General features: G+C 40.0%; 13 protein-coding genes. 7 read left to right on the top strand and 6 right to left on the bottom strand.

Annotated elements, in window-relative coordinates; all coding sequences use genetic code 11:
- Positions 1–30 precede the first annotated feature (30 nt).
- A complete protein-coding gene (locus BN8061_RS06185) occupies positions 31–825 on the bottom strand; it encodes a thymidylate synthase (protein WP_068597417.1) in 795 nt (264 codons plus the stop codon).
- 150 nt (positions 826–975) lie between these two features.
- Here BN8061_RS06185 and rlmB point away from each other — a divergent pair, with 150 nt between their 5' ends.
- The gene (rlmB, locus tag BN8061_RS06180; RefSeq protein WP_068597415.1) at positions 976–1,725 is read left to right on the top strand and encodes a 23S rRNA (guanosine(2251)-2'-O)-methyltransferase RlmB; all 750 of its coding nucleotides are present in this window, start codon (positions 976–978) and stop codon (positions 1,723–1,725) included.
- Between the two features lies 1 nt (position 1,726).
- Positions 1,727–1,987: a hypothetical protein gene (locus tag BN8061_RS06175; protein ID WP_068597413.1), complete on the top strand. Its 261-nt coding sequence runs from the start codon at positions 1,727–1,729 to the stop codon at positions 1,985–1,987.
- Here the strand turns inward: BN8061_RS06175 and BN8061_RS06170 are convergent.
- Complete coding sequence (locus tag BN8061_RS06170) at positions 1,979–2,422, bottom strand: exosortase F system-associated membrane protein (protein ID WP_068597411.1); 444 nt, start codon at positions 2,420–2,422, stop codon at positions 1,979–1,981. The genes BN8061_RS06175 and BN8061_RS06170 overlap by 9 nt on opposite strands.
- Positions 2,406–2,954 carry an exosortase family protein XrtF gene (gene xrtF, locus BN8061_RS06165; protein ID WP_235802694.1) on the bottom strand — a complete coding sequence of 183 codons (549 nt, stop codon included), beginning with the start codon at positions 2,952–2,954 and terminating at the stop codon, positions 2,406–2,408. The genes BN8061_RS06170 and xrtF overlap by 17 nt, the downstream gene beginning before the upstream one ends.
- A 90-nt stretch (positions 2,955–3,044) precedes the next feature.
- On the opposite strand from xrtF, the gene BN8061_RS06160 reads away from it, so the two are divergent.
- The 4 genes from BN8061_RS06160 to BN8061_RS06145 all read left to right on the top strand — a co-directional run bounded on the left by BN8061_RS06160 (position 3,045) and on the right by BN8061_RS06145 (position 6,889).
- Complete coding sequence (locus tag BN8061_RS06160; protein WP_068597409.1) at positions 3,045–3,491, top strand: GAF domain-containing protein; 447 nt, start codon at positions 3,045–3,047, stop codon at positions 3,489–3,491.
- A gap of 5 nt (positions 3,492–3,496) precedes the next feature.
- Complete coding sequence (gene rsmG, locus BN8061_RS06155; RefSeq protein ID WP_068597407.1) at positions 3,497–4,126, top strand: 16S rRNA (guanine(527)-N(7))-methyltransferase RsmG; 630 nt, start codon at positions 3,497–3,499, stop codon at positions 4,124–4,126.
- A 151-nt stretch (positions 4,127–4,277) separates the two neighbouring features.
- Positions 4,278–6,215 (top strand): DNA topoisomerase (ATP-hydrolyzing) subunit B, encoded by a 1,938-nt coding sequence (gene gyrB, locus BN8061_RS06150; protein WP_068597983.1) that lies wholly within the window; start codon positions 4,278–4,280, stop codon positions 6,213–6,215.
- Between the two features lie 233 nt (positions 6,216–6,448).
- Positions 6,449–6,889 carry an OsmC family protein gene (locus tag BN8061_RS06145; RefSeq protein ID WP_068597405.1) on the top strand — a complete coding sequence of 147 codons (441 nt, stop codon included), beginning with the start codon at positions 6,449–6,451 and terminating at the stop codon, positions 6,887–6,889.
- A 3-nt stretch (positions 6,890–6,892) separates the two neighbouring features.
- Here the strand turns inward: BN8061_RS06145 and polA are convergent, their stop codons facing one another.
- From polA to BN8061_RS06130, 3 genes are all read right to left on the bottom strand, one after another.
- Entirely contained in the window at positions 6,893–9,718 is a 2,826-nt protein-coding gene (gene polA / locus BN8061_RS06140; protein ID WP_068597403.1) for a DNA polymerase I, read from the bottom strand.
- Positions 9,719–9,789: 71 nt separating this feature from the next.
- On the bottom strand, positions 9,790–10,122 hold the full coding sequence (locus BN8061_RS06135) for a 2Fe-2S iron-sulfur cluster-binding family protein (protein ID WP_068597401.1): 333 nt from the start codon (positions 10,120–10,122) through the stop codon (positions 9,790–9,792).
- 122 nt (positions 10,123–10,244) lie between these two features.
- On the bottom strand, positions 10,245–11,297 hold the full coding sequence (locus BN8061_RS06130; RefSeq protein WP_068597399.1) for an NAD(P)/FAD-dependent oxidoreductase: 1,053 nt from the start codon (positions 11,295–11,297) through the stop codon (positions 10,245–10,247).
- A gap of 117 nt (positions 11,298–11,414) precedes the next feature.
- On the opposite strand from BN8061_RS06130, the gene BN8061_RS06125 reads away from it, so the two are divergent.
- On the top strand, positions 11,415–13,739 hold the full coding sequence (locus BN8061_RS06125) for a DUF6443 domain-containing protein (RefSeq protein ID WP_154662271.1): 2,325 nt from the start codon (positions 11,415–11,417) through the stop codon (positions 13,737–13,739).
- Position 13,740 lies beyond the last annotated feature (1 nt).

Raw genomic sequence — 13,740 nt, 5'->3', positions numbered from 1 at the left:
GTTACAATCTTCTAACTGTCGTAGTGCGATTTATACCGCAACAATTCCTTTAATATGCGGATGTGCTTGATAATCGACGAGTTCGAAATCTTCGAATCGAAAATCGAAAATATCGTTCACCGCTGGGTTGATTTTCATTTTTGGTAACGGATATGGCGTGCGCGAAAGCTGCAATTCTATTTGTTCGAAATGATTTTTATAGATATGGGCATCGCCAAAGGTATGGATAAAATCTCCCAACTCTAAACCACAAACCTGCGCAACCATCATCTGAAGCAATGCATACGAAGCCATGTTGAACGGCACACCCAAAAAGATATCGGCGCTGCGCTGATACAGTTGCAAAGACAATTTACCATCGGCTACATAAAACTGAAAAAAGGCATGACAAGGCGCCAACGCCATTTGATCGAGTTCACCAACATTCCAAGCTGAAACAATCAATCGTCTTGAATCTGGATTGGTTTTGATTTGATGAATGACATCGGAAATTTGGTCTACGACCTCGCCATTTGGTTTTCCCCAACTCCGCCATTGATGACCATACACGGGACCAAGATCGCCATTTTCATCTGCCCATTCATTCCAGATTCGCACTCCATTTTCTTGTAAATATTGCACGTTGGTATCCCCTTTCAGAAACCACAACAATTCGTAAATGATCGATTTCAGATGCAATTTTTTGGTCGTCACCAAAGGAAAACCTTCATTCAAATCAAAACGCATTTGATGCCCAAAAACACTCTTGGTTCCTGTGCCCGTGCGGTCTTCTTTCATCCTACCTTCGATCATTACCTTTTTACATAATTCGAGATATTGTTGCATGATTGTTTAGAAAATTGAGTTATACTTATGTCGAATAATTATCCATTATTCACGTCTTGAAGTTACGAAATTAGAACTTCTATTGCAATCTATTAAATAATCCATCATAAAATTTAAACAATATTTCATAACAAATGTATCTTTGTAATTATGAAAAGAGAAGGTGGAATTTTTGGACTTCGTCCTGTAATCGAAGCAATAGAATCTGGAAAAACGATAGACAAACTCTTTGTACAAAAGGGTTTACAAGGCGAAATTTTTGCTCAACTTAGAAAATTGATTTCCGAATATGATATTCCAACGAGTTACGTTCCGGTCGAAAAAATGAATCGTTTGACTGGTAAAAACCACCAAGGAGTCTATGCTTTTCTTTCACCCATCGATTTCGATTCGATCGAAAATGTTTTACCTCAAATTTATGAAAAAGGAAAAACTCCGTTTCTATTGATTTTGGATCGTGTAAGCGATGTCAGAAATTTTGGCGCCATTGCTCGTACAGCAGAATGCGTGGGCATAGACGCCATCATCATCCCGAGTAAAGGCTCGGCTTCGGTAAATGCCGACGCTATAAAAACCTCTACTGGAGCCTTATACAATATTCCCGTTTGCAAAGAACACAACCTCAGAAAGACAGTAGAATACCTGCAACAATCTGGTATCGTTGCGATTGCAGCCTCAGAAAAATCGGACACTTATTTGTACGAAGCAGATTTTACGAATCCGGTCGCGATTATTATGGGAAGCGAAGAAGACGGAATTTCTGATAATTTATTGAAAATCTCGGATAATATTATTAAATTACCAATGGCTGGGCAAACAGCATCGCTCAACGTTTCGGTTGCATGTGGCGCAATTTTGTACGAAGCCGTAAGACAAAGAATCAACGCAAATCTTTTTTAATATGAAATACACAACGGTCATCGGCATATTACTTTTCGCAATCGGAGTTTCGATTTTTTATTTCACCAATTTAGAACTCGATCGCTTGACTTTGGATAAAGAATTCTTGGTCGGAGTTTTTTGTGGATTGGGCTTTGGGATGATATTTGGCGGAATCCTTGGTTGGATGTACAAAAGACGAAAAATACAACGGCAGATTGCCAAAGAATCGCAACAAGCTCGCGATATCAATCAAGAAGTTGATGATTCTGGATTACTGTAATTCGGAGTTTTTTGTTTGATAGTTCTGGTAGAGAAAAGCCGGAATCAAAATCAATACAAACATCGGTTGGATGAGAAATCGACGAATGTAAAACCCAATATTCGCTCCAAGCTCGAACTTGTCGAGGATTGCCAAATGATAAAGCGGCAATAAAACCACAAAACCCGCAATAAGCGTAACAATGGTGAATTTGGTGTATTGTTTGTTCTGGAACCACACGGCGATGATCAAGACAGACAACAAAGCATTGAGCGCATAACGAAATGATAGCGAAGCATATAAACGAGGAAAATCGACAACCGGGAAGATGGTGCGCTCCGAATGTTTGAAGTACCACAAAAATGGATCGTAAAACAAAACTTCTTCGTATTTACGAACCAGAATTAATCCTAAGATTAAAACCGAAACAATTCCAAATTTAAGCCACTTGTTCATTGGATTTCTTTTTTACCACAAATTTTCGAATCCATATCACCCACAACACGACAATGGTACCGTAGATAATCGCAGGAAACAGATAATCGTGAGCCATTTTACCGTATTCAAAATGATATCGAAAAATCCAATTGAGCAAAGCAATACGAGCAATATTCATGATAAAAATCACGAGTAAACCACCAAAAATATAAAGCAATGTTTGCTTGAACGTTGTGCTAAAAGCAACAATAAAAGCAACAAAAATAATCATGATCGAAAGCGCATTGCAACCTTCGTTCACAATCGAGGTGTTTTGCCCTTCCATCCAAAAATGATAATAAGGCATATTGAGGCTTTGGTAACTTTTGGTCTCAAACCCCAAAGCATCGAGTAAAACTTTGGTCGAATCTGATGTAAACGCGGTGAAAGGATCTGCCACATCATGCGGCAAATACTGTTGTAGGTATAGATTGTACAGCAAAATCAGCACAATGTAGGTACCTAGAAATTTTAGTAGAAACAAGAGCAATGGTTTGTAATCCTTCATCATGGTAAAATTAGTAAAACAAATATACTCGCTTTCTATTAAATATTGGATGCCGAAAAACTTTCTTAACTTTGCCCTCTAAACAATTGAACAATGGAAGATTTACATAAGCGCATCGATGTGATTATTGATAGTAGCATCGAAACCAACGCAAAACTTCAAAAAATCTGTCAATTGCTATCCGACGAAATCGAGCATTACAATTGGGTTGGATTTTATTTCAAAAATGGAGATCGCCCAGAATTGAAGCTAGGGCCATACGTTGGAGCAGAAACCGATCATACCATTATACCTTATGGCAAAGGAATTTGCGGACAAGTTGCTGTATCGAACGAAACTTTTGTGGTGCCCGACGTTAGCAATCAAGACAATTATTTGGCATGTTCGATCGAGACAAAAGCCGAAATTGTAGTTCCCATCTTCAAAGAAGGAAATAATATAGGACAAATCGACATCGATAGTCATCATATCGACCCATTTACCGAAAAAGACACGCAGTTGTTGAACTACGTTTGTGAACGGGTTTCAGAAATTCTTTAAACCACATGCATCAAATCATTTTCAACTATTTCCCAGCGCTTACCACCAAACAACAAGAACAATTTGCCCAAATCGGCGATTTGTACAAGGAGTGGAATGCCCGAATCAATGTGGTATCACGCAAAGACATCGACGAAATATACACCAACCACATTTTGCATTCTCTTGCCATTGCCAAAGTAATGGAGTTTGCGCCTGGTTCGAAAATTTTGGATGTAGGAACTGGCGGAGGTTTGCCGGGTTTGCCGTTGGCAATTTTGTATCCCGAGGTTGATTTCCACTTGGTCGATTCGATCGGAAAAAAAATTAAAGTTGTTAACGAAATCGCTTCAGCCTTAGGGCTGAACAATGTAAAAGGAGAACAAAAACGCGCAGAAGAAATCACATCAAAATATGACTTTGTAGTTTCGAGAGCCGTTACGGCAATGCCAAGGTTTGTAGAATGGATAAAAGGAAAATTCGAAAAAGAAAACAAAAATCCATTCCCTAATGGCGTTTTGTACCTCAAAGGTGGAGATCTCACCGAAGAGCTGACCAATTTTCCGAAAGCAAAACTCTTCGATATTTCAGACTATTTTGAAGAAGATTTTTTCGAAACCAAAAAAGTCGTTTACCTCGACCAAAAAGACCTCTAGTTCCCTGTCAATCAAGATAAATGTTCAAGAGTTTTCCTCTTTCAAATGTTGAAAACTCTTTTGTTTTATAGCCATCCCAACACAAACAAGTCATTTATTTTTCGTATATTTGAAAGTTATTTCAGATCAAAAAGAAGAAGAAAAATATATGATGAGTCAGAACAACTATACAGCAGACAATATCCAGGCATTAGAAGGTATGGAGCACGTACGTCTTCGTCCGTCTATGTACATCGGAGATGTGGGAGTGAGAGGGTTACACCATTTGGTTTACGAGGTGGTCGACAACTCGATCGATGAGGCATTGGCTGGTTATTGCGACACCATAAAGGTTACAATTTTAGAAAACAACTCGATCAGAGTAGAAGATAATGGACGAGGAATTCCAGTAGATTTTCATAAAAAAGAAGGGAAATCGGCTCTAGAGGTTGTCATGACCAAAATTGGTGCTGGAGGTAAATTCGACAAAGACACCTACAAAGTATCTGGAGGTCTACACGGTGTTGGCGTATCTTGTGTGAATGCCTTGTCTGAGCATTTGACCGCTGAAGTTTTCAAAAACGGGAAAAAATACATCCAAGAATATTCTAAAGGAAAACCATTGTACGATGTAAAAGAGGTTGGAGTAACAGACAAACAAGGAACAACCGTTACTTTTACGCCAGACGATACCATCTTCCAAGAAGTGAGGGTTTACAGCTATCAAACGCTAGCCAACCGTTTACGAGAATTGGCTTTCTTGAATAAAGGAATCAACATCACCCTGATTGATAATCGCGAAAAAGACGAAGAAGGCAATCCCATACAAGAAAACTTCCATTCGGAAGAAGGTTTGAAGGAATTCGTAGAATTCATCGACGGTAGCCGCGAATCGATTATGGACAATGTAATTTTCATGGAAGGTGAACGCGATGGAATTCCGGTTGAAGTAGCCATGCGCTACAACACCTCGTACAACGAAAATGTGCATTCGTACGTAAACAACATCAACACGCACGAAGGTGGGACACATCTCACCGGTTTTCGTAGAGCTTTGACACGCACTTTGAAAAAATACGCAGAAGAAAACTTCAATCTTGCAAAAGAAAAAGTAGAAATCGTAGGCGATGACTTCCGCGAAGGACTCACGGCTATCGTCTCGGTAAAAGTGATGGAGCCACAATTCGAAGGGCAAACCAAAACCAAATTAGGAAACTCTGAGGTATCCCCAGCGGTGGACAAAATCGTAGCAGAGATGCTGACGAATTTCTTAGAAGAAAATCCGAACGAAGCCAAACTCATTGTAGACAAAGTAATTTTGGCTGCAAAAGCTCGACAGGCTGCAAAAAAAGCGCGCGAAATGGTGCAACGCAAAAGCCCGATGGGCGGTAGCGGTTTACCAGGAAAATTGGCGGATTGTTCTTCAAAAAATCCAGAAGAATCAGAACTATTCTTGGTCGAGGGTGACTCGGCAGGCGGAACGGCTAAACAAGGACGCGATCGCCACTTCCAAGCAATTCTACCGTTGCGTGGTAAAATCTTGAACGTAGAAAAAGCAATGGCGCACAAAGTTTTGGATAGCGAAGAAATCAAAAACATCTACACCGCTTTAGGGGTAACAATAGGTACTGAAGAAGACTCAAAAGCACTAAATTTATCGAAATTACGCTACCATAAAATTGTCATCATGACCGATGCCGATGTCGATGGATCGCATATCGCCACCTTGATTTTGACTTTCTTCTTCCGCTATATGAAAGAATTGATCGAAAACAAGCACATCTACATCGCGACGCCGCCATTGTATTTGGTAAAGAAAGGAAACAAATCTGAATACGCATGGAACGATGAAGAGCGCGAAAGAATTACGGAAGAATTCGCAACCGATGGCAAAGGTGTTTCGGTACAACGCTACAAAGGTTTGGGAGAAATGAACGCAGAACAACTTTGGGACACCACCCTCAACCCTGCTCAGCGCACCTTGCGCCAAGTAACCATCGACAATGCAGCAGAAGCCGACCGAGTTTTCTCGATGTTGATGGGAGACGACGTTCCACCAAGACGAGAATTCATCGAGAAGAATGCGGTATATGCTAATATCGATGCATAAATAATTACACTTCAATAGAAAATCCGTTCGTTCGAACGGATTTTTTTATTAAAATAATTCAGCTCGTTGGTTATAAACAAAAGTTTGTTCAAATTTTAACATAAATGATTTCTAATTCAGATAAAAATTAGACAAAAACCACAAGCGTGAAACGAAAAAAAATCAGACTTTAATATCTTGAATCATTCATCATATATGAAATAGAATGGCTAAATTGCAACTAAAAACCGAAAATGGTAGAAGTAATTATTGATTATCATAAAGCGAGCGATACGTATATCGCCGATGATTTGAATGGCAACATCATCACTTACAAAGCAGATCGTGAGAACAATGAAGTTGCGCAAGAATCAAAAGGAAAATGCCTTGGCCCAATGCTGAGTTTGCTAATGGCCTGCGGCGCATGCAGCGGAATCGACATTGTGATGATCTTGGACAAGCAACGCCAGACCTTTGACAGTTTACGCATCAAAGTTTTTGGTGAACGTGAAAAAGACAAAACGCCTGCTGTTTGGGAACGCATAAAAGTTGAATACTATTTGACTGGAGATTTTGATCCCGAAAAAGCAGAACGAGCAGCAAAACTCTCGATCGAGAAATACTGTTCGGTACTCGAGACTTTACGCAGAGCTGGCGCGCAGGTAGCGTATGAAGTATTCATCAACAAAAAATAGGCATTAATGGGCTTCTAACCAATTGTCTCCTACGCCAACTTCGGCTACGAGCGGAACTTCTTTTTGCATCACCGATTCCATGATGTTTTTGATCATTTCAGACACTTCTGAAACTTCACTTTTTGGCGCATCAAAAATCAGTTCGTCGTGTACTTGCAAGAGCATTTTGGTTTCGAAATTCTTTTTCAATTCTTTCTGAATTTGAATCATTGCCATTTTCACAATATCTGCTACAGAGCCTTGTATAGGCGCATTGACGGCGTTACGCTCGGCATGACTTCTCACGACGGCATTGCTCGAGTTGATGTCTTTCAAGTAGCGCCTTCTGCCCATTATCGTTTCTACATATCCTTGCTTGCGCGCAATTTCTATCTGATTTTCGATATATTTTTTCAAGGTCGGATAGGTTTCATAATACGCATCAATCAATTTTTTGGCTTCCGAACGCGACAATCCGGTTTGTTCGCTCAATCCAAACGAAGAAACTCCGTAAATAATCCCAAAATTCACTGTTTTGGCATGCGAACGCTGTTCGCGAGTAACCTCTTCCAAAGGAACGTTGAACACTTTTGCAGCCGTCGATGCGTGAATATCTTCGCCATTTCGAAACGCCTCGACCATGATCGGGTCTTGAGACATTTGGGCGATTAACCTGAGTTCGATTTGCGAATAATCTGCCGAAATGATTTGATGATTCTGATCTCTGGCAATGAAAGCTTTTCTGATCAATTGTCCTTCTTCTGACCGGATTGGGATGTTTTGCAAATTAGGATTTACCGACGATAATCTCCCTGTTGCTGCTACGGTTTGGGCAAATGTGGTGTGCAAACGCTTGGTTTTCTGATTCACCAAAACTGGCAAAGCATCGATGTAGGTTGATTTTAGTTTTTGTAATTGACGGTACTCTAAAATATCGGAAATGATGGGATGTTTGTCTTTCAGTTTCGACAAAACTTCCTCACCTGTGGCATATTGTCCAGTTTTTGTTTTTTTAGCTTTAGGATCCAATTGTAATTTTTCGAACAAAACTTCGCCCAATTGTTTAGGCGAATTCAGGTTGAATTCTACTCCTGCATCTTGGTAAATCTGTTGCTCCAATTCTCGAATTTTTGCATCGTGGCGAATCGACAATTCGTTGAGAAAAGGAATATCGAGGTTAATCCCTTCCAACTCCATTTCTGCCAAAACTTGCATCAAAGGCATTTCGAGATTCCGAAACAAATTGTAGGTATTGGTTTTTTGGAGTTCTGGCTCGAAGAGTTCTTTTAATTGCTGGGTTACATCGGCATCTTCTACCGCATATTCGGTTTGTTGCAGTTGGTCTACCTCTCGAAAATTCTTTTGATTTTTACCTTTTTTACCGATTAATTTTTCGATAGAAATTGGCTGATAACGCAAGTAAGTTTCACTCAACACCTCCATATTGTGACGCATATCTGGATTGATCAGGTAATGCGCAATCATGGTGTCGAAGTTTTGACCTTTTACCGCTACTCCATATTTGTGCAACACTTTGATGTCATACTTTAAATTCTGACCGATTTTTACAATATTTTCATTTTCTAAAGCCGATTTAAATTCTTGAATAATGTTTTTGGCTGCTTCGAAATCATCGGGAAACGGAATATAATAGCCCTTCCCTTTTTCCCACGAAAATGAAATCCCTACCAATTCGGCTTCTAATGCATCTAGCCCAGTGGTTTCGGTATCGAAGGTGAAACTTGCGAGCTGATTCAGTTTTTGGATGAGCATTTCTCTCGCTTTTGGCGTTTCTATCAACTGGTAAAAATGTGGGGTATTTTCGATGGTTTGATATATAGATTGTGTAGGTAAAATTTCTTCATCACTACTAAAATCGAACAACGATTGTTGCGCAGTTTCTGTAGCCGAAGCGCTAGCGTTTGACAATTCTGCTTGAGCTTCTTGGATAATGCCAGAGGCGTCTAGACCGTAAATTCTATATACTGTTTCCAACATTCGACGAAACTCCAACTCATCAAAAAGTTCGGTGACCTTCTGCAAATTCGGTGCACAAACCGTGAGTTCTTCTTCGTCAAATTCGACAGGCGCATCCAAAAGAATTGTGGCGAGTTTTTTCGACAAAATCCCCAACTCTTTGTTTTGTTCGATTTTTTCTTTAGTTTTTCCTTTGAGTTTATCGAGGTTTTCGTACAAACCTTCCAACGAACCAAATTCTTTGATGTACTTGCTTGCGGTTTTTGCACCAACACCTGGCAAACCTGGAATATTATCGACTGTATCACCCATCATCCCCAAATAATCTATCACCTGTATAGGATCGTCGACACCAAACTTTTCTTTCACCTCTTCTACGCCCCAAATTTCGACTCCTTTACCATTGGCAGCTGGGCGATAGATTTTGATATGCTCTGTAACCAATTGTCCAAAATCCTTATCTGGCGTCACCATATAGGTGGTGAATCCTTCTTTTTCTGCTTTTTTTGCCAAAGTTCCGATAACATCGTCTGCCTCATAGCCTTCTGCATACAAAACCGGTATGCACAACGCTCGCAAAATTTCTTGAATGTAAGGCACTCCCTCTCTTATCGCTTCTGGTGTTTCGTCGCGATTTGCTTTGTAGGCTTCATAATCCACGGTACGCACCGTTGCTTGTCCGACATCGAAAACTACTGCCAAATGCGTTGGTTGCTCGCGTTTGATGACATCGAACAAGGAGTTCATAAAGCCCATAATTGCCGAGGTATTGAAACCTTTGGAATTGATTCTTGGATTTTTGATGAATGCATAATAACCTCTGAAAATGAGGGCGTAAGCATCGAGCAAGAAAAGTCTTTTATCTTGATTCATTTTGATGGATCTAAGGTTCTAAGTTTTACGCAGTTTGATTTATGATGATCATTTCGCGCACGAAAACTCAATTAATATTCTGGTGCCAATTCTACCATCAGTCCTTCCATTTCTGGATTGATCACGAGTTGGCAGCTCAATCTCGAGTTTTCTCGAACGTTGAAAGCTTCGGCCAACATGGCATCTTCATCGGGCAACATTTCGGGTAGCGGAATCTCGGGCGTCAAAACATAGCATTGGCAAGATGCACACATTGCCATGCCGCCACAAACACCAATTGTCCCTTCTGGCGCCAATTCGTAAGCTCGAACCACTTCCATCAGATTCATATTCATATCGGTTGGCGCATCGACTTCGTGATGTACCCCTTCGCGGTCTATAATGGTAATTTTGATATCTGACATACTATTCTATATGATATACGAATTTACTAAATATTAATCTTTATCAGAAATTATCCTCTTCATTTGAGTCAAAAAAAGCGTCTCTCAAAGAAACGCTTTGTATTTTTTTTATTATTACGGTTCTAATCAATTGCTTTTACAACAGCTTTTTCGGCTTCTTTGCGCGAGCCATCGAAACCGTCTACTCCAGAAACGGTGGTGTATTTGAGTACGAATTTTTTACCCGGATTCAATTTATTGTAAATCGATTGGCACATAAGCGTTGCTTCATGAAAACCGCATAAAATCAGCTTCAGTTTTCCTGGGTAGGTATTGATGTCGCCAATTGCGTAAATCCCTTCGATGTTGGTTTGGTAGTCTAATGCATTGTTGACTTTTACAGCATTCTTTTCGATTTCTAATCCCCATTCGGCAATTGGTCCTAATTTTGGGGTCAAACCGAACAGTGGTATAAAGAAATCTGTTTCGATTTCGAAGGTTTCGCCTTCTTTTTCTATGGTCAAACGTTCTACTTTTTCATCACCAGAAATACCGACAACTTCAGCAGGTGTGATGAGGTTTATTTTTCCTTGCTTTTTTAGTTCGATTACTTTATCTACCGAATCCAATGCTCCACGGAATTCATTACGACGGTGCACCAAGGTTACTTCGGCAGCAACATCGACCAAGAAAATCGACCAATCCAGTGCAGAATCTCCTCCGCCTGCAATTACAATGCGTTTGTCTCGGAACATCTCGGGATTTCGAACAAAGTATTCCACGCCGTTTTCTTCGTATTGTGCAATGTTTTCGATGAGCGGTTTGCGCGGCTCGAAAGATCCCAAACCACCAGCAATTGCTACTGCTTTTGCATGGACTTGGGTACCGCGATTTGTTCCTACCACAAAACTACCGTCTTCTTGTTTATCGATGGTTGTTGCAACTTCGTTGAGAGAAAATGTAGGCTCGAATTGTTTGATCTGCTCCATCAAATTGTCTATCAATTCACCTGCGCCAACAGATGGATATCCTGGTATATCGAATATTGGTTTTTTGGGGTACAACTCTGTCAACTGTCCGCCTGGTTGTGGCAAAGCATCGATCAAGTGACAACGCATTTTGAGCAAACCTGCTTCAAAAACCGCGAATAATCCTGTTGGACCAGCCCCAATAATTACAATATCTGTTTCGATCATGAGATTATAAATTTAGATTAAACCTAAATAGGATTACAAATTTAGGAAATTCGGACAGAATAATTGATGATTAACATCAGAAGTGTTTAGAAAAAACGATTTTGAAAATTGCTTGGCTTGCAAAATATCCCAAACCGAGTTTTGTTCATGGTTTGTAAATCTGAGAGAGCGGGACAAAAAAGGCCCTGCAATTTTGGGGAACCCATTCTTTCTGCATATGGACCAGAAGCTAGCAATGCCTATTCGCAGAAGGAATACGAAAACTCACCGCTAAATCGGGTATTGAAACAAGCTGCACCAGGAAACAGTTGGAAATTAGGAAGTGGACACGAAATTAAGTTCGATTACCAAACCAATACAGCAAGTGAGGTGCTGAAATTTGGTGTTAGCAATCCTACCACAACACCTACCCTTACCTTGAGTGGTAAATATGCTGCCAATCAACTTTATAAAACGGTGACCACCGATGAGAACGGGCAACCCATCCAAGAGTTCAAAGACAAAGAAGGAAAAGTACTGCTCAAACGCATCCATATTGTCAGTACAGGGAGCAATAATTCTAACGGAAATCACGATACTTATTATGTCTATGATGTGTATGGGAATCTGACTTTTGTGTTACCTCCTCTATTGATAAAAAATGCCAACAATAGCAGCACGGCATCTTCGTACATCAACCGATTGAATGAATTAGGTTATCAATACAAATACGATGACAAAAACCGTTTGGTCGAGAAAAAACTACCTGGTAAAGGATGGGAGTATATGGTCTATGACAACCAAGACCGATTGGTGGGCACACAAGATGCCAACCAAAGAACCGAAGGGGTTTGGCTGTTTACCAAATACGATAAGTTTGGTAGAATTGCCGTTACGGGTAAGGCATGGGATCCAGGCACACGAACTGATGTTCAAAATTACATCAACCAATTAGGCAGCAACAACGTCTCAAGGGGGTCTGGATATCAACAAGATAATATTCAAATTTATTACAATACAGACGGTTTTGGAGCAAATAATCATGTTCTAAGCGTTCATTATTACGACGATTATCCGAGCTATCCTTTGGGTGTAAACACCACTGCCGATGTACAAGGGCATGCGTTGGCAAAGGGTACAAAACTCAAAGGATTACCAACTCTTACCGTGACCCGTAGTTTAGATACCTGGGAAAACAACACATGGAATTTTGAATATGCCTATACCCTGTACGATGCCCAATACCTCTATGTCGTTAAAAGCCACAAGGTAAACTATTTGGGCGGTCATACCATTGTCGAAAACCAATTAGACTTCAGAGGTAAACCTCTCCAAACCATTACCAAACACAAACGAAAAAGCACAGATACCGAAATCACGGTCAAAAAAACCTTTAGCTACGATCATTTCGAACGATTGAAAAATCAGACCCATCAAGTAAACAACGGTAAGGTCGAAGTCATTGCGCAAAACACCTACAATGCGATTGGACAACTCAGTCAGAAAAAAGTGGGCAACAGTACATCAACGCCTTACCAAACGGTAGATTATACCTATAACATCAGAGGTTGGTTAACCGACATCAACAATATTACAGAAAACCAAACAGGCACATACAAAGATTTGTTTGCCTTCAAAATTGGGTATGATAAAAAAGACCTTTATACGGATGAATCTTATGGTAAGAAGTTTCTCTACAACGGAAACATTTCCGAAACCAGATGGAAATCAGCCAACAATCCAACGGTGAGAAGCTATGATTATGCTTACGATGGACTCAACCGATTATTGGATGTTGCTTACACCAAAGGAAATTACCAAGTGGTAAATGCCTATAACGAGAGATTGCAATATGACCACAACGGTAACATCAAAAGCGTCTTACGTTCTGGCAATCAAGATCTTAACAATAACACGGTTTACATTGATGATTTGGAATATACCTATCAAGCCAACTCCAACAAATTGCTGAAAGTAAAAGACCAAGTCTCGCATGCAAGCGGTTTCAAAGACGGAACAAACACGGGGAATGATTATGCTTACGATGAAAACGGAAATTTAACAAAAGATTTCAACAAAGGAATTTCCGAAATAAAATACAATCACCTAAATTTACCTACAGAAGTTATTTGGAACAGCAACAAAAGGATACATTACGCCTACGATGCAAACGGTGTAAAGCTAAGAAAAATAGTTATAGATGGTACCAAAGTGACCACCACAGATTATTTAGGTGGATTTCAATACAAAAACAATGATTTACAATTTTTCCCAACATCGGAAGGGTATGTAAATGTGGTGACCAATAAAGTTAGTGGCGGCAGAACTTATAATTATGTTTACAATTACACGGATCATTTGGGTAACGTAAGATTGAGTTATGCTTGGGATGACACCGAAAACAAATTAAAAATATTGGAAGAAACCGAGGAACGAGGTTCGCCGAATTCCAATAAAAAATAAA

It is taken from the genome of Vaginella massiliensis, assembly GCF_900089075.1.
Lineage (GTDB): Bacteria > Bacteroidota > Bacteroidia > Flavobacteriales > Weeksellaceae > Weeksella > Weeksella massiliensis_A.
This window is presented reverse-complemented; position numbering and strand designations above follow the sequence as displayed.

Bases quoted from the DNA above. Each gene is read 5' to 3' on its own strand.
- BN8061_RS06185 (WP_068597417.1), bottom strand. From the start codon at position 825: ATGCAACAATATCTCGAATTATGTAAAAAGGTAATGATCGAAGGTAGG.
- rlmB (WP_068597415.1), top strand. From the start codon at position 976: ATGAAAAGAGAAGGTGGAATTTTTGGACTTCGTCCTGTAATCGAAGCA.
- BN8061_RS06175 (WP_068597413.1), top strand. From the start codon at position 1,727: ATGAAATACACAACGGTCATCGGCATATTACTTTTCGCAATCGGAGTT.
- BN8061_RS06170 (WP_068597411.1), bottom strand. From the start codon at position 2,422: ATGAACAAGTGGCTTAAATTTGGAATTGTTTCGGTTTTAATCTTAGGA.
- xrtF (WP_235802694.1), bottom strand. From the start codon at position 2,954: ATGATGAAGGATTACAAACCATTGCTCTTGTTTCTACTAAAATTTCTA.
- BN8061_RS06160 (WP_068597409.1), top strand. From the start codon at position 3,045: ATGGAAGATTTACATAAGCGCATCGATGTGATTATTGATAGTAGCATC.
- rsmG (WP_068597407.1), top strand. From the start codon at position 3,497: ATGCATCAAATCATTTTCAACTATTTCCCAGCGCTTACCACCAAACAA.
- gyrB (WP_068597983.1), top strand. From the start codon at position 4,278: ATGAGTCAGAACAACTATACAGCAGACAATATCCAGGCATTAGAAGGT.
- BN8061_RS06145 (WP_068597405.1), top strand. From the start codon at position 6,449: ATGGTAGAAGTAATTATTGATTATCATAAAGCGAGCGATACGTATATC.
- polA (WP_068597403.1), bottom strand. From the start codon at position 9,718: ATGAATCAAGATAAAAGACTTTTCTTGCTCGATGCTTACGCCCTCATT.
- BN8061_RS06135 (WP_068597401.1), bottom strand. From the start codon at position 10,122: ATGTCAGATATCAAAATTACCATTATAGACCGCGAAGGGGTACATCAC.
- BN8061_RS06130 (WP_068597399.1), bottom strand. From the start codon at position 11,297: ATGATCGAAACAGATATTGTAATTATTGGGGCTGGTCCAACAGGATTA.